We start from the raw sequence: 16,347 nt of genomic DNA, 5'->3' as shown, positions 1-16,347 counted from the left end.
ATTATTTCTTCATGCTTATATCCATATAACAGCATTTTGACTGCTGTAGCTCGCTTGATTTCACGTTGTTCTTGACTATTTTTGATAAAATCTTCTAACCACTGTATCCACATAACCACAACTGCTTGCTTGTTATATAATTTACTTTCTTACTTTCTCCGTATTTTCTCATAAGTAGTTTAGGATTGCTATAGCAATATACAACAGTATCAAAATGCAAATCTTTGCTAAACCCAGACAGGTTGTATTTACCGTCTTTTCCCTTACCGTTCTCTGTTACAGCCAAGTTGCATCAGCCACTACCACTTTACCCCTACGCAGCAAAAAAGGGATGGTAGTATCTGCACATCCCCTGGCGAGTGAGGCTGGGTTAGCAATGTTACGCCAAGGTGGGAATGCGGTAGATGCAGCAGTCGCCACAACTTTTGCCATATCTGTAGTTGAACCTTTTTCGGCGGGAATTGGTGGCGGGGGATTTTTGCTGCTGCATTTTGAGAAAACTGGCGAGATGAAAGCTTTGGATTTTCGGGAACGCGCACCCATCAAAGCTACCAGAAATATGTATTTAGATGCAGATGGCAAGGTGCGTTTGAATGCAAGTGTGAATGGTTATTTGGCGGTGGCGACACCAGGAACGGTGGCGGGGATGTATGAGGTGCATCGCCGTTATGGTAAGTTACCGTGGAAGGAAGTTGTCAAACCTGCGATCGCTCTGGCTAAAAATGGCTTTATCTTAAGTAAACAACTCACTTGGCGTTCCATTCAAGTTTACGAAAACCGCAAACCTGTAATTCTCCAAAATTCTGCCGCTAGAGGTATATTTACTCGCAACGACGAATTTTATCAGCCTGGAGAAAGATTAGTCCAACAAGATTTAGCACGCACTTTAGAAACCATTGCCGACAATCCCCAAAGTTTTTATACTGGCAACATTGCCCGTGCGATCGCTTCAGATATGGCAAAAAATAATGGTTTAATTACTTTAGACGACCTCAAGGCATACAAACCCATCTGGCGAACTCCTCTCTGCGGTAGTTTTCGTCAAGCTAAAGTCTGTTCTATGCCACCACCATCATCAGGCGGCGTTCATCTATTGCAGATTTTAAACATTATCGGTGACAGTAATTTAAAAGCTTGGGGGTGGCATCATCCCAACAGTTTACACTTAATGGCGGAAGCGATGAAGATAGCCTACGCCGATCGCTCACAATATTTGGGTGATCCTGATTTTGTCAAAGTACCTGTACAAGCCCTGATTAACCCAGCGTACGCCAAACAGCGTCGTCAAGAAATCAATATGGATGTGGCGAAACCTGCATCAGAAATCAAACCAGTAGCACCAGAAATTCTTCAACGGTTTGGCACAGTTAGCAATCAAATTGTTCCTCTACCCAACAAATCATTAAGATTGCCAGCCACTCGCTACGAATCTACAGAAACCAGCCATCTTTGCGTTGTGGATGAACAACGTAACGCCGTCAGCCTGACTTTTACAATTAATCTTGGTTTTGGTGCGGGTGTAGTCAGCCCAGGAACAGGAATTTTACTCAATAATGAGATGGATGATTTTGCGATTGCGCCAGGAGTACCTAACGCTTTTGGTTTAATTGGCAACACAGCAAATGCGATCGCACCCCGAAAAACACCACTGTCGAGTATGACTCCGACAATAGTCACAGAAAATAATCACCTCCGAATGGCAGTGGGGGCCCCTGGTGGCAGCACAATTATCACTCAGGTATTGCAAGTGATTCTCAATGTGCTGGAATACAATATGGACGTTGGTGCAGCTGTCTCCGTACCACGCATACATCACCAGTGGCTTCCTGATGAATTGCGCGTCGAACCTTGGGGTTTGGATGCTTTAACTCTGCAAGACTTACGCCGTCGTGGACACAACATCAAGGAACAAAACACTCCTTGGGGTAATGTTAACGCGATCGCCACTCAAGCAGATGGCAGCCTAGAAGCAGCCGCCGATCCTCGCGGTGAAGGTTCGCCTAGAGGCTGGTAGACAGTCATTACAGAATAATGCAACACTGCCGTTTTTCGAGATATAGCACTCAAAACATCTGTTAAGTCTTATAGCTGAAACTCTTGAAACTACTGGGTTTCTACTCAGCACTCAGCACTCAGCACTCAGCACTTTGCTATAACTGCAACTATTGATTCTGCACCATTGATTCTGAGTATTCTACTTGAGTGCTAAATTCATTCGCTCTCGCACTGGGTACTAGTGTCCAACCTGCCTTCAGCAGTTTTTGATAAGTTGCCCAACCCTTAGAACCGCCAGGAATTTGATAATCTGGCACTGCAAATTGCGGATAAGCTGTGTAAGGCCGCCAACCTTTATGGGCTTCTACTTGCAAATACAAAATCTTCTCACCGTCGCCACTAGACTTCGATAACCAGCACATTTGTCGATTCATGGCAAACTCCTTAGTGTTTAGCTAAAATTGCATAATCGCAGACTTTTGTCAAGCACTGCATCAATCTTCTGGGATAATTTTTAATTTCCCTAGTATGTGTCCATATACCTACAAATTGGTTTAGTAAAATTACGTAAGCCATCAGATAGATTTTCTAGACAGTTTTTAAAGATACAGCAAGACAAAATCACTCCATCCCCAACCTTTGATACTTGCAAAAAGTGTCAAATACTGCGGATTTTGTAGAAAAACGATGACAATAGCTCAATATCTTTGGCTCCATGACTGAATAATGGTGCAAAATCACTGATAGGCGCAAAAACATAACGCTTCTCTGCGATACTTTGCTGGTTATGAGGGCAAGATTTTTCTCATGTTATCTGTGGTTGCTATTAGTGTATGTAACAAGAGTTACTATTTTGCTAAATAACTGAATCACAAATCATTTGTTTTACTAGTTACACCAGTAAGATTTAGTTATCAGTGCTGGGCTAAGAGTGCTGAGTTGAAAGTGCTGAGTGCTGAGTTGTGGAATTAGGGGTGATAGGTTACAGGTTACAGCGCCTGCGGCGCTATCTTTACTCAGCACTCAGCACTCAGCACTTAATAAAATCACTAATAATCGTGCGAATTTCGTTAACTATTTCCGAGTAGTCAGTATCAGAGAAAACAGGTGTTGCACCTGCAATGTCAATTGGTTGCGCTAAATCAATCCAGGACTTGCAACCACCATATTTTGGCAGATAGGGAATTTCTTGGACTTTGGGCAGTTTATAAATGCGTAACAGCAGAACATACAAAGGCTGACGTGGTTTCCATTTTAGGCGATCGCTAATAAAATACTCATTCCAGATATGAAACGGGAGTAAAGCGTTAACAGTAGACTCCTCACTAATCGGCAAAATATCTGTAATCTCTGCCCAACTGCCAATGCGAATTGTTTCTGGATGCCAACCAGGAGTTACGGGACAGACGAGATTTGCATATTCTGATTTTAGCAGAAACGGCTGTTGATGTTCAAAAGTTGGGTAAAGTAAAACCTGCTCATGAGCAACTTGAAAACGTCCATTCTGCTCATGAATACCACCTTTACGCAGCAACATGATGGTTTTGGCAGTTTCCAAAGCATTGATCGCCACAGACCATTCTTTGAGAGCATATAAACTCGAAGTTAAATTCATCGGCATCTGCTGTAACTCTGATTTAATTTCACGCTAAGACCGTTAAAGTATGAAACTATCCGGGGAAATGTAATGAGACAACCATTATGGAAAAGCGAAAATTAGGTACATCTGCCGTAGAAATCACACCCATTATTATTGGAACTTGGCAAGCTGGCAAAAAGATGTGGGTGGGAATTGAAGACGCTGACTCGATTAAAGCCATTCGCGCCGCCTTTGAAGCCGGAATCACAACCGTTGACACAGCAGAAGTTTATGGTGAAGGTCATTCTGAGCGCATTGTAGCCGAAGCTTTATCAGATGTGCGCGACCAAGTACAGTATGCCACAAAAGTTTTTGCCAACCATCTCAAGTATGATCAAGTGATTCAGGCTTGCGATCGCTCGTTAAAAAACCTCAAAACCGATTATATCGACCTTTATCAAATTCATTGGCCTGCGGGTGCCTTTAACAGCGAAATCGTCCCCATCGCCGAAACGATGAAGGCTTTAAATGAGCTAAAACAGCAAGGAAAAATTAGAGCAATTGGGGTTTCTAACTTTTCTGGCGCACAATTGGCAGAAGCATCACAATATGGACGAATTGATAGCTTGCAACCCCCATATTCCCTATTTTGGCGGTCGGTGGAAAAAGATGCTCTGCCCTATTGTATCGAAAATCAAATTTCTATCTTGGCTTATTCACCCTTAGCCCAAGGATTATTAACAGGTAAATTTACTCGCGGCCAAAAATTTGCCCCAGAAGACAACCGCGCCAAGAATAAATTATTTCAGGGCGAAAACTTTGAACGCGCTCACCAAGCCTTAGATAAACTCCGCCCCATAGCCGAACGCCATAATTCTACCTTGGCACAGTTAGCATTAGCTTGGTTAATTGCCCAACCCCAAGCCAATGCGATCGCAGGCGCACGTTATCCCGAACAAGCACAAGATAACGCCAAAGCCGCCGATGTCAAACTTTCCTCTGAAGAAATCGCCGAAATCGACTCTATTGGACGAATTGTCACCGATCATTTAGATGACAACCCAGTTATGTGGAATTGGTAAGCTGAGTTGATAATTAAGGTTTGAAAGAAGGGTGTCAGGGTGTAGGTATTCAAAACCCTTACACCCCATACCCTTTCACCCAATCACCACAGAAAATTTTGGTGCGTAAGTCCTACAAAATAACAACAAAGATTGCAAGAATAAACAAAATGTCAACTTTAGTAAACTACTAGTTGCTGTTTCTTAGGTAAGTGCTAAATTGAATAACAAGACATCAAACAGATTCCAACCAAACCAAAAGGGCAAATGACTCTGATGTCTCCCGTCAGCAGCCCAAGCAAATTTTCAGCAAGCCCTAATTAAATGTGGTGAAAGCCAAAGCATATAAAAGGCAGAGCCAAATCCCAAAGCGGAAAAACAAAGATTGCTGAAGTTGCTAGTTATTAAGTCCACCTTAGTTGTTTACTCTCTCAATTGTTTAGCTAATTTTTAAGAAATTTGAAACCTGTGAATTCCCAATAACCTGGTCATCGTTGACCAGGTTTTGATGTTTTTAGCTATGATTTTCCATTGGCAATCTAGGTTAAATAGAGTAGCAGTGCTTTTTGCTCTTTAACAGCAGTTTCATAGTAATCAACAATTTCATTGTAGTAATCTGTCATGTAATCAATCATTTCTTCATCTGACCAGTCAATCCAAGGTACAGGGTTTGGCTTCTGCGACTCTTTTATAAAACGATTTTTAAATCCTTCTTGAGAAAGTTCTAATAAACCATCCAGAATTTGCCTAACTTCATCACCTGCTTGTAGATATCTAACTGGCCCATAGTCTCTGTCAAAATAGAGGTCTTTACCAGCACCAAAGGCATTAACTAAAGGCTTACCATCCCACTGGGAATTTTTGATGACTAGAAATGGTAAGAAATCTTTTTCGTATCCTTTTGCAACTATTAATTCAGGAATTTTGCCTTGAGGTGTATTGTAATAAGTTGCAATATAACCTGCTAATAAAAATGTTATTTCTTCCCAAGATTTATCTAAATCTAATTCGGGATTTTCCCACTCAGAAAGAAACAATTCTTCTAAGGCTTGCCAATCATAAGTATTTTTCCACTGTTTGCTTCTACCAGCAGGTGTATTACCAAATATTGCTCTAGCATTTTGTTTTGCTACTTCAGCATATTCTCCTGTCCAATAAGGCTCTCTTTGCCAGTAAGGGGATTCTGGCAAGCATTTAGCATCAAAAAACGCATCAACAAGATATGGGTCTTTGATAAATAAATCCAATGTTGATGAAGAAATTTTTTTTATTTCACCTGTTATTCCCATAAAATAACTTTGAAATTGATTTATATTCAATTCTAATAAGTACGATCGCAAGTTAAACTATAGTACACAGTAGTTTTTTTCAATGGCTTTAGTAATTGCAGGTGAACGTAGCGGGGTGGGTAAGACAACAGTCACACTCACCCTTTTGGCATCTTTATGCCGTCGTGGTGGTCAAGTACAATCTTTCAAGGTCGGGCCAGACTACATTGACCCAATGTTTCATCGGTATGTGACTGGTCTTGCTTGTCGGAACTTAGACCCAGTGCTGACTAGTGAAGTTTACGTTAAGCAATGTTTTGCTCATCACAGCCAAGCGAGTGAATATGCTTTGGTAGAAGGGGTGATGGGGTTGTTTGATGGAATAGGAAGTCGGGAAGAGAATACTGTACACCCCTTCACTTTTGCTAGTACAGCGCATATTGCACAATTGCTAGATTTACCTGTGGTGTTGGTAATTGATTGCAGTCGGTTATCGGGTTCTGTAGCGGCGATCGCTCACGGTTATTGTACCTTTGACCCTAAAATTAAAATAGCTGGTTTAGTGCTGAATCGCGTGGGGAGCGATCGCCATCTTTCTTTACTCAAAGATGCTCTAAAATCTCTACAATTGCCGATTCTCGGTGTGCTGCGTCGTCAAGATAATATTACAATTCCTGACCGCCATCTTGGTTTAGTCCCCACAGCCGAATTCAGTGAATTAGATGCAGTTATAGAACGTCTCGCAGATTTAGGTGATACTTGCTTTGACTGGCAAAGTTTATTACCTTTACTCAAAACTCAGCACTCAGCACTCAGCACTCCCCACTCAGCACTCAGCACTCAGCACTCAGCACTCAGCACTCAGCACTCAGCACTCAGTAAAGTCAGGGTTGCGGTTGCGTGCGATCGCGCTTTTAATTTTTATTATCAAGATAATCTCGATTTACTGCAAAAATTGGGTGCAGAGTTAGTTTTTTGGAGTCCTTTAGAAGATGCAGAATTACCACCAAATATTCAAGGAATGTATTTTGGTGGCGGTTTCCCAGAAGTATTTGCTCAACAATTAACCAAAAATACCAATGTTTTGCAAGCAGTAAAAACAGCGATTCTCCAAGGAATGCCAACAATTGCTGAATGTGGTGGCTTGATGTATTTGTGTCAAGAAATCATTGATTTTGAGGGTAAATCTTACCCAATGGTGGGGATAATTCCCACATCTGCTTGTATGGATAAAAGCTTAACACTGGGTTATCGTCGAGCCATAGCTTTACAAGATAGTTTATTAGTAAATGTCGGAACAAATGTTTACGGACATGAATTTCATCGCTCGACTTTAAAAGCCAATTCTCATCAACCACTGTTTGATACTTATCGCTACGATTGCGATGAAAATACGGGCTTTGAAGGCTGGAATTTACCGATTAATCTTCACGCTTCATACATACATTTACACTGGGGCGCTAGTACAGAAATTCCCCAACGATTTATTCAACAATGTAAAAGTTAGAAGATTAAATTGAAGTTGAGTAGGGTGTGTTATGGCAATGTCCAGACTTGAGCGTGTCAGAGATGGGAAATTTAGCCGTAACGCACCTGATTGAATGGAGCCTTACATTTCATTAACGCATCCCACTAACTCAAACCCAATAACTTTGCACCTGGATAAAACAACATACTCACTACCCAGGCTAATCCTAACCCGTAAGCTGTGATGAAAGTGCAGATGTAATTGAGCAACTGCAAACCCAAATGGTATGAAAATCCATCTGTTGACCTTTACAATTCTTTACCAAATTGGGCGATTAACTACAACTAGCACTTTCATCAGTTTTTGCATCCCTAGTAGTAATGAACTAATCAAAAAAAATATTGAAAAAATAGCTAAAAATTAAAAATTAATTTACAAAAACTTTTCTCACCAGTATGCAATTGACAATATATTGAATATTGCAGTCTATATTGCTTGAAAAATAAGGGCTTTTTTGCTCCTTCCTAGAGAGATATTATCGAAAAAGGCAGGCTATATGTTATTTAATTTACTAATTCAATAGCCAATTTCGCGGTGATGAACATAGCATAAGTTTCTACAGGAAAAATTTTCCGTAGTTTTATTTACCAAATTATGCTGAAATTCACACAATCTTCAGAAAGAAAAACTTAGAAAACTCTGATGAAGGAGCTAAAGTTTTGTTAAGATGCAATTGCTAGGAATTTTTCAACGGGAACTATAGTCAGCGTGTTGAAAAATAAGTACTACTAGCCACACAGAGTTCAAAGGTGATGCAATGACCACCTATATTTTTTTTGATGATGCCCTGCGGATGCTTACTAACGCCTATTTGTTATCAGCTGTCCTGCTAATCGCAGCGTCTGGTATAGGGTTAGCAGTGATAGAAACAATTGAAAAAACAGGAGAACGCTAATTTATCGCCATAAGGTGTACTACTTGCCAAAAACCACAAAGCGCAAGTAGGTGTTCACCGTCAAGAAATCCTGGGAACACTAAATTGTGAAAGTCTCACAGCGTTGCAGAATTACCTGCAAGTCCAAAACATCCAGGTGACTGTGCGCTACTGAGACAAAAATCCAGGAGCAACACACATGAATTTAGTAGACAAAATCTTGGGCAAAGAAAACCAAGCCCCAGAAAAGTTGACATCAGCTGAAGCTTTTGCCGCTATTGCTTTGGTTGCAGTGACCTCAGATGCTGTACTTTCAGAACAGCAAGTGCATAATATTTCTGCTGTATTGTCACGGCTTAAGCTTTTTAGCAGTTATCCTGAAGAATTTATCAAAAAACTGTTAGAAAAAAACCTAAATATTCTGCGGTGTGATGGTTTTAATGCTCTCTTTAATGCAGCTAAAGAATCTTTATCGCCAGAATTGCGAGAAGTAGCTTTTGCGGTTGCGGCTGATTTGGTAATGACTGAAACCGTAGTTACTGAAGAAGAAAAAAATTTTTTAAATGACTTGTATCTGGCTTTAGATATTCCACGCGATAACGCGATTAAAATCTTGCAAGTTTTAATGGTGAAGAATCAAAGCGAATGAGTTTCACGTAGTCTAACGCATATCAATGGGAATTTTCTCTAACTTGATTTAGTTCAAGTTATAGATTTGGCTGCTTAAAACTAAGTTACATATTCTCCCGTTAATATGATTTGTTGCCATTGGCTAGTATAATTTAAATTCTAGTTTTAGTGTATGGTTATATATGAGTTTATAGTTATATAACTCAGGTGAATACCACAGTATATCGATGGGCAATAGTGGCTTATTGCTGCAAATTTGAGTATACTGTTTTTAAAAGTTAATTATTAAGTTTTTTGTCATGGCAATCCTATTACTAGAAGATGGTACAGTCGAAAGCGATTTCAGTGAGATATTGCGTGAACTTGCGCCTATTGGTGTACATCTCAAGCACTATGACCCTGGAACGTCACTACTGTTTACAAATCTTTTAGAACAGGATGTTTTGACAGCTTTAGAAAAGCAATACATTGTTGAGTTGCATAACGGTGTGTTTGAATGTCTCCAACAAGAAAACGGTTCTCTCTGGTGTGACTTGCTGAATGTGCATCCAGGTGTGCCGAATCTTCAGATGTTGATTGATACTTACAGTCGTTATCATACTCATACTGCGGCTGAACCACTGTATGTCTTAGCAGGAGAAATGATTTTTGGCTTTGTCAGACCAGATGGTAGCCAAGTCCAGTTGTTAGTGCAATCTCAAGACTATATTTCTATTCCCGCAGGTGTGGAGCATTGGTGTAGTTTGACAGCATCGTTAAATTTTAAAGCTGTGCGCTATTTCACTTCAGCCGAGGGTTGGCTACCCAATTACACAGGTACGCAGTTAAGTGATGCACGCCAGCAGCCGTAATTTATCGTAATATCATTCATAGTTAAAAAGATGCGATCGCAATTCTATAAATACCTATGGCTGTTAAAGTTGGAGACATTGCTCCTGATTTCACCTTACCTGCTCAAAATGGTACAACAGTCAGCTTAAAAGACTACCGTGGTCAAAAAGCTGTTGTACTATACTTTTATCCCAAAGACGATACACCTGGATGTACAGCCGAATCTTGTGCTTTCCGCGACCAATATGAAGTGTTTAAAGATGCTGGCGCGGAAGTGATTGGTGTCAGTGGTGATTCTAGCGAATCTCACCAGAAGTTTGCCGCTAAATATAATTTACCGTTTATTCTTTTAAGTGACAAAGGCGACCAAGTACGTAAGCAATATGGTGCGACGGCGGCTTTTGGTTTATTTCCTGGACGTGTCACCTATGTGATTGATCAGCAGGGAGTTGTGCAGTATGTGTTTGATTCCATGCTGAACTTTCAAGGGCATGTTACAGAAGCATTGAAGACTTTGCAAACTCTCAGCAAGTGAGTGATGAGTAATGAGTAATGAGTGCTGTACACTTCGACTTCGCTCAGTGTACGGCACTCAACACTCTTTATTTAAGTGAGGGTGATTTCTCCTGGATGATGTTATTGAGGGAAACCTTACCGTTTTTACCGTTAGTATGGCCGTTATTGTTGCGGGGTTGAATGACACCGTAACCGCCGTGGTTGCGTTCGTAAATCACGTTAATTTCTCCAGTTTCGGCGTTACGGAACATATAAAAGTCGTGTCCCACGAGTTGTAATTGTTCCAATGCTTCAGTGAGAGTCATTGGTGGCATGGAAAAATATTTTGTACGGACGACTTCGCTGGGTAATTCGGGGGTGCGATCGCCGATTAAATCTGGTATTACTGGTTCTGGGACGACTACTTCGTTTGTTGGTTGACTTTGAGTTTTCTTGTCTTGTCGCCTTTCTTTATATTTGCGTAATTGTCGCGCAATTTTATCTGCTACTAAATCTATGCTGGCGTATAAGTTTTCGCTGCTTTCCTCGGCACGGATGACACTTCCATTTGCATAGATAGTGACTTCGGCTGCTTGTTTCGGGTTAATTCGGGGATTGCGAGCTACGCTTAGGTGGACATCCACTTCATTTGTAATGTTCTGAAAGTGACTAACCGCTTTTTCTATCTTTTGATGCACGTAATCCCTAATTGCTTCGGTGATTTCAATATTTTTGCCGTGGATGACAAGCTTCATGTAAACTCTCCCGCTCTATATGTGATGTGTGATGTGAGTTTGTTTTGTGTGAAAGTAAGTTGCGGTAAGGTCTATGACTGTTGCCAAAACAAGTTTTTTAGTTTGATATACTGCTGAGTTGGCTCTAAATAATTTATTGCTTTCAATTTTCACGCGTTCCCTTGTATTGATATCCGCAGTGGATGTCTGCGCTTGTATCTTAATTCTTAGAGTCATCAGCCAGTTCATTCTTTCTTCTTATTTTGGCGTGATGCTTATTGCAGAGAATTCCTCCTAAGACCGTTGCGGTTATTTATATATTCAAACTAGCACTTTGTATTTTCTATAGCAGGTTCCCTTGACGTTCCTTTAAAATCCTTTGCAAAGCTTGACAATTGTTGCTTGCAACGATCAAAGTTGCAATATATTTCATTATTCCTTCAGTTGATTTTTGGCATGATTCGTAGTAGTAGACCGCTAGAGAAGCGTTGTTTGTTATATGACAAAAAATTGATGTCTTACACAGATGCACACGCATGGCAGCGATCGCTTCTTGCAGAACGCATTCAAGACCCCAGCCTCGATGATGTGTTAATCTTGCTAGAACATCCGCCTGTCTATACTTTGGGACAAGGTGCAACCCCAGAATTTCTCAAGTTTGACCTTGATCACAGTGATTTTGAAGTTCACAGAATTGAGCGTGGTGGCGAAGTGACTTATCATTGTCCTGGTCAATTGGTGGGGTATCCAATTTTAAATTTGCACCGCCATCGTAAAGATTTGCATTGGTACTTGCGTCAACTAGAGGAAGTGATTATTCGGGTGTTGGCTGTTTATGGTTTGGCGGGCGATCGCATCCCCGATTTTACTGGTGTATGGTTAGAAAATCGCAAAGTTGCAGCGATCGGCATTAAAGTCAGCCGTTGGATTACGATGCACGGTTTTGCATTAAACGTATGTCCTGATATGACTGGCTTTCAACATATTGTCCCCTGCGGTATTGCAGATAAACGAGTCGCCAGTCTAGCAGAGTGGGTTCCTGATATTACTTGCGAACAAGTGCGTCCTCATATTGTGCAATGTTTCGCAGATGTATTTGGTTTTGATGTCGTGGAGTAATTTATCAACTGGTTATGAATTAAAATTGGTGTGTGCTGAGTGATAAATTAGAATAGTATACCTCTTGTATAAATCAGATTATGCCTACTAAACAAGCGAATTTTCTGTAACTCTTTGCGCTTTTGCGCGAGACTTAAAATTCGTGTTTTATAACATTCGTGCAAGAGGTCTAGTGTAAAATTGATTAAGATACGACATGTAAAATTGCTATATATTTTTAGCTAACGCTGTCAATATCGAATAATTTATAGTTCAAAACATCTTTATTTTTAATTACTAACTATTGACAACCTTAACATTATATTTTAGTACAATATTTACATAATTCCTAAGATAGTGAATTATACAATTTGTTATCTTTGCCCACAAATCACTCCCAACAATGCGCCAGGGTGAATTACTGGTTCCCACTTAGAGCTAACAGAGACTACAGCTAAAGCTTGACCATTTTTTAAATAAAGAATTGGTGGATATTGTGCGCGGCTATTATAAGCACTAACATTGGAATAAGGACTTCCATAATCTCCATACTTGTTCCATAGACTCATCTCTTGATACTTACTACCATAAGTACCATAAGGATTACAGATGGACTGATCATCAAAACGGTCACTTGAAACATTACCTAAAAACTGACCAGTACGAGGATGCATTAAAAATGCATTACCATCTAAATCAGATAAACTCTGAGCTTTAGTAGATGTTGAAGTAGTACCAATAAAAGATAGACTTAATGCTACGACTAAAAAAAACTTTTTTGGGTGCATGGTAGATATTATGTTATGGTTGAATTCTATTGGATACAAAATCAGATAGAGCTAGTTGGGGCATATTTATTTAATATTTTGTCTTGCTTATAGCAGTTGTGTCTTCCGAAGCAATACTGTTGTTTTTGTAAGCTTTATCTAAAGTTAAAAAGAATTAGTTCAGGCTATCATACTAATGTTTCGCTAAAAATGGCACACTATATAGTTAGGAATTATGCAAAAAACTCTCAAAATATCATTCCTACGTAAACTCGCATCTCTGTGATTTGATTTTTCGTGGCTTGTACGTAAGTCCTGATAGTCTTGAAATACTATTTTTTAATTTAAATATTATTAAAAACTCAAAATCTGAGCTAAATTTATTAATTTAACAGTACTTTGTAAATAAATTCCAGTATTTATATACTGTGAGTGCATCTGCCCAAGTTAAAATATGGTGGTTTACTAGTCAGGCAACAAATTCAGTACACAACTCAACTCAAATTTTGCGTGTGAAATCCCTAATTAATTTTCAGATGTATGCACCTGCGTTAAATTCCCTGAGACAGCGCGACTGGAAAGCGTTGATAGAACTATTTGACAGGGAAGACTGCGACGAAATTGAAGCCGACATCAACAAAAATTTGCACTTGAGGACACCTGAACCTTGTTGGGAAGATGATCCATTTGATTTCTTGCGGGAATATTTGTAGAGTTATTAGTCATTGGTCAAAAGGTAAAAGGTAGGAGAATGAATAAAATTTCATACTTCATACTTCAGACTTCACACTTCATAGAGGCGGCTAAGGAAGGTACGTAGGCGATCGCTTTTTGGATTTGTGATCACTTCGTAAGCTGCGCCTTGTTCTGCTACTATGCCTTGATCCATAAATATCACCCGATGGGCAACTTCTTTGGCAAATTGCATTTCATGAGTGACGACTACCATTGTCATTCCCTCGGCGGCTAATTGCTGCATCACTTGTAAAACTTCACCGACAAGTTCGGGATCTAAGGCGCTGGTAGGTTCATCAAATAGCATAATCTGGGGATTCATACATAAGCTACGAGCGATCGCAACTCTTTGCTTTTGTCCACCAGATAGTTGTTCGGGATAAGCCGAGGCTTTATCAAATAAACCTACTTTTTCTAAATATAACCCCGCAAGTTGGGCGCTTTCTTTGGCGGTTTTGCCTAAAACTTTACGCGGCGCAAGTGTGAGATTTTCCAATACGCTGAGGTGAGGAAATAAATTGAATTGTTGAAAAACCATCCCGACTTGGGTACGGAGTTGGCGCAGTTGTTGACTGTTGAAATGAGATTGTGATAATTCAATCCCATTCACTACCAAAGAACCGTGATCAATACGTTCCAGGCGATTGAAGCATCGCAGTAAGGTACTTTTACCACAACCAGAGGTACCAATCACCGCCACAACTTCCCCTGACCGAATTTCGCCAGTGATTCCTTTAAGAACTTTGAGGGAACCAAAGTTTTTTTCAATATTTTCAAAAATAATGATAGGGTTAGAATTTTTCATAGCCCATTATAAATAAGATGATTAGGAAAATTTTCTGATGTTGTATTTGAAACCTATAGATCCCCCTAAATCCCCCTTAAAAAGGGGGACTTTGATTCATTTTCCCCCCTTTTTAAGGGGGGCTAGGGGGGATCAAGCAAAATATTTAATACTTCTCAGACATATTATTAGATTAAAGTTTAGGCGTTGGTGGCGCTGGTTGTTGGTGGTTGGGTTCAGTTGTGTCTTACTAACTGGCTGTAGTGTGAATGATAGCATTGGCAAAACTTTACGAGTAGCAACTGAACCAGCCTTTCCGCCGTTTGAGTTTAAAAGCCCAAATGGAGAATTGCAAGGTTTTTCTTATGATTTGATGAATGCGATCGCCTCTGCTGCTAATTTTAAAGTAGAGTTTCAAAGCATTCCTTTTGATGGCATTATCCCCGCAGTCCAAGCTAAAACCATTGATGCGGCGATAAGTTCTATTACAATTACCGCAGAACGCACCAAAACAGTTGATTTTTCCCGTCCTTATTTTAAGGCGGGGTTAGCGATCGCAGTTCGTAACAACAATCAAGATATTACTAATTTAGATAGTCTCAAGAATAAAAAACTAGCCGTCCAAATTGGGACAACAGGCGCAGAAAAAGCCAAAAGTATTCCCGGTGTACAGATTCGCAGTTTTGATTCTGCACCTTTAGCCTTGCAAGAATTAGTCAATGGGAATGTGGATGCGGTAATTAACGATGCACCTGTAACTTTATATGCCATTAATACTGGTAACTTGCAAGGCATTAAAGTTATTCAACAATTACTTACAGAAGAATATTACGGAATTATCACAGCTAAAAAGTCGCCTAATTTAACACTGATTAACGATGGTTTAGATAAAATTCTCAAAAATGGCAAATATTTACAAATATACAAAAAATGGTTTAAAGCGGAACCACCAGCCTTACCTGACACATCTCCATTTGCAAATCAAAAGAATAGTAGTAAGGCTAATCTATTTACATCATTAAATGTAGCTTTGCGAGCTTTTCCGCTACTATTGCAAGGTGCATTTGTCACTCTCCAAATAACAGTTATTTCGGTAATTTTAGGCTTAGTTAGTGGTTCCTTAATTGGCATTATTCGCCTTTCTCAGATTAAACCTGTGCGTTGGTTAGCCAGAGCATATATAGATTTTTTTCGCGGCACACCTTTGCTAGTCCAAATTTTTATGATTTACTTTGGTATACCCGCACTGGTGCAACAACTTGGTTTTACCTTTAGCTTCAATCCCTTTGTAGCTGGTGTAATTGCTTTAACATTAAACAGCGCCGCCTATATTGCCGAAATTGTCCGCGCGGGGATTCAATCAATTGAAACAGGACAAACCGAAGCAGCAGAATCACTTGGTTTAAGTGCTGTAGAAATAATGCGCTATGTAATTTTTCCCCAAGCTTTTCGGCGGATGATTCCACCTTTGGGTAATGAGTTTATTAGCTTATTAAAAGATACCAGCTTAGTTTCAGTTATTGGTTTTGAAGAATTGCTACGTAAAGGACAACTCATTATCGCTAGTAACTATCGCTCCTTTGAAATTTACGCTGCTATAGCCTTGGTTTATTTATGTTTGACACTGCTTTCTTCCCAAGCATTTAGCAAGTTAGAAGTGTGGATGAATCCGGTTAGACAGCAGAGGAAAATATGATCATAATGAGACATTTCCACAAATGAATGTATAGAAGTTACATAAAAATGACGCAACAAAAAACGAAAAAATGATTTTGCAGGGAGTTTGGGGGACGGTTGCGTCCCTCAATCGGGGGTTTGGAGGAGAATCCCCCAAATCTTATACCGTTTCACTTTGTAAGCAACACCGAGATTGCCTAGTGCATTAACCTCACCTTTACGGTCGTTGATTTCCCGCGCGATCGCATTTGCGGATAATTTTTCTTGCAAAAGCCCTCTTAGGCAGATGAA

The 16,347-nt window shown here is 39.9% G+C and carries 17 protein-coding genes; 10 read left to right on the top strand and 7 right to left on the bottom strand.

Annotation, left to right across the window (positions count from 1 at the left end; translation table 11 throughout):
• The first annotated feature begins 214 nt into the window (after positions 1-214).
• Positions 215-2,014 (top strand): gamma-glutamyltransferase, encoded by a 1,800-nt coding sequence (gene ggt / locus H6G28_RS15075; protein WP_190671711.1) that lies wholly within the window; start codon positions 215-217, stop codon positions 2,012-2,014.
• Between the two features lie 148 nt (positions 2,015-2,162).
• Here the strand turns inward: ggt and H6G28_RS15070 are convergent, their stop codons facing one another.
• On the bottom strand, positions 2,163-2,429 hold the full coding sequence (locus tag H6G28_RS15070) for a hypothetical protein (protein WP_190588859.1): 267 nt from the start codon (positions 2,427-2,429) through the stop codon (positions 2,163-2,165).
• Positions 2,430-3,025: 596 nt separating this feature from the next.
• On the bottom strand, positions 3,026-3,616 hold the full coding sequence (locus tag H6G28_RS15065; protein WP_190671709.1) for a DUF1802 family protein: 591 nt from the start codon (positions 3,614-3,616) through the stop codon (positions 3,026-3,028).
• An 80-nt stretch (positions 3,617-3,696) separates the two neighbouring features.
• On the opposite strand from H6G28_RS15065, the gene H6G28_RS15060 reads away from it, so the two are divergent.
• Positions 3,697-4,656 carry an aldo/keto reductase gene (locus H6G28_RS15060; protein WP_190671706.1) on the top strand — a complete coding sequence of 320 codons (960 nt, stop codon included), beginning with the start codon at positions 3,697-3,699 and terminating at the stop codon, positions 4,654-4,656.
• A 518-nt stretch (positions 4,657-5,174) separates the two neighbouring features.
• Here H6G28_RS15060 and H6G28_RS15055 read toward each other — a convergent pair.
• Complete coding sequence (locus H6G28_RS15055) at positions 5,175-5,924, bottom strand: DUF1877 family protein (RefSeq protein WP_190671703.1); 750 nt, start codon at positions 5,922-5,924, stop codon at positions 5,175-5,177.
• A gap of 82 nt (positions 5,925-6,006) precedes the next feature.
• On the opposite strand from H6G28_RS15055, the gene H6G28_RS15050 reads away from it, so the two are divergent.
• The 5 genes from H6G28_RS15050 to H6G28_RS15030 all read left to right on the top strand — a co-directional run bounded on the left by H6G28_RS15050 (position 6,007) and on the right by H6G28_RS15030 (position 10,301).
• Positions 6,007-7,410 (top strand): cobyrinic acid a,c-diamide synthase CobB, encoded by a 1,404-nt coding sequence (locus H6G28_RS15050; protein WP_190671700.1) that lies wholly within the window; start codon positions 6,007-6,009, stop codon positions 7,408-7,410.
• A 778-nt stretch (positions 7,411-8,188) separates the two neighbouring features.
• Positions 8,189-8,326 (top strand): hypothetical protein, encoded by a 138-nt coding sequence (locus tag H6G28_RS15045; protein WP_062294792.1) that lies wholly within the window; start codon positions 8,189-8,191, stop codon positions 8,324-8,326.
• A gap of 178 nt (positions 8,327-8,504) precedes the next feature.
• Entirely contained in the window at positions 8,505-8,954 is a 450-nt protein-coding gene (locus H6G28_RS15040; RefSeq protein ID WP_190671699.1) for a tellurite resistance TerB family protein, read from the top strand.
• A gap of 280 nt (positions 8,955-9,234) precedes the next feature.
• Positions 9,235-9,786 carry a 1,2-dihydroxy-3-keto-5-methylthiopentene dioxygenase gene (locus H6G28_RS15035; RefSeq protein ID WP_190588873.1) on the top strand — a complete coding sequence of 184 codons (552 nt, stop codon included), beginning with the start codon at positions 9,235-9,237 and terminating at the stop codon, positions 9,784-9,786.
• Between the two features lie 56 nt (positions 9,787-9,842).
• A complete protein-coding gene (locus tag H6G28_RS15030) occupies positions 9,843-10,301 on the top strand; it encodes a peroxiredoxin (RefSeq protein WP_190588880.1) in 459 nt (152 codons plus the stop codon).
• 67 nt (positions 10,302-10,368) lie between these two features.
• Here the strand turns inward: H6G28_RS15030 and hpf are convergent, their stop codons facing one another.
• Complete coding sequence (gene hpf / locus H6G28_RS15025; protein WP_190588882.1) at positions 10,369-11,016, bottom strand: ribosome hibernation-promoting factor, HPF/YfiA family; 648 nt, start codon at positions 11,014-11,016, stop codon at positions 10,369-10,371.
• A 435-nt stretch (positions 11,017-11,451) separates the two neighbouring features.
• On the opposite strand from hpf, the gene lipB reads away from it, so the two are divergent.
• Complete coding sequence (lipB, locus tag H6G28_RS15020) at positions 11,452-12,114, top strand: lipoyl(octanoyl) transferase LipB (RefSeq protein ID WP_190671760.1); 663 nt, start codon at positions 11,452-11,454, stop codon at positions 12,112-12,114.
• 353 nt (positions 12,115-12,467) lie between these two features.
• Here lipB and H6G28_RS15015 read toward each other — a convergent pair whose 3' ends face one another.
• Positions 12,468-12,881: a hypothetical protein gene (locus H6G28_RS15015; RefSeq protein ID WP_190671697.1), complete on the bottom strand. Its 414-nt coding sequence runs from the start codon at positions 12,879-12,881 to the stop codon at positions 12,468-12,470.
• Positions 12,882-13,288: 407 nt separating this feature from the next.
• Here H6G28_RS15015 and H6G28_RS15010 point away from each other — a divergent pair, with 407 nt between their 5' ends.
• The gene (locus H6G28_RS15010; RefSeq protein ID WP_190671767.1) at positions 13,289-13,573 is read left to right on the top strand and encodes a hypothetical protein; all 285 of its coding nucleotides are present in this window, start codon (positions 13,289-13,291) and stop codon (positions 13,571-13,573) included.
• A 71-nt stretch (positions 13,574-13,644) separates the two neighbouring features.
• Here the strand turns inward: H6G28_RS15010 and H6G28_RS15005 are convergent, their stop codons facing one another.
• Positions 13,645-14,400 (bottom strand): amino acid ABC transporter ATP-binding protein, encoded by a 756-nt coding sequence (locus H6G28_RS15005; protein WP_199332854.1) that lies wholly within the window; start codon positions 14,398-14,400, stop codon positions 13,645-13,647.
• A 163-nt stretch (positions 14,401-14,563) separates the two neighbouring features.
• Here H6G28_RS15005 and H6G28_RS15000 point away from each other — a divergent pair, with 163 nt between their 5' ends.
• Positions 14,564-16,075 carry an ABC transporter permease subunit gene (locus tag H6G28_RS15000; RefSeq protein WP_313949928.1) on the top strand — a complete coding sequence of 504 codons (1,512 nt, stop codon included), beginning with the start codon at positions 14,564-14,566 and terminating at the stop codon, positions 16,073-16,075.
• Positions 16,076-16,182: 107 nt separating this feature from the next.
• Here the strand turns inward: H6G28_RS15000 and H6G28_RS14995 are convergent, their stop codons facing one another.
• Entirely contained in the window at positions 16,183-16,326 is a 144-nt protein-coding gene (locus H6G28_RS14995) for a hypothetical protein (protein WP_190588889.1), read from the bottom strand.
• Positions 16,327-16,347 lie beyond the last annotated feature (21 nt).

This window comes from Nostoc sp. FACHB-190 (genome assembly GCF_014696905.1).
Lineage (GTDB): Bacteria > Cyanobacteriota > Cyanobacteriia > Cyanobacteriales > Nostocaceae > Nostoc_B.
This window is presented reverse-complemented; position numbering and strand designations above follow the sequence as displayed.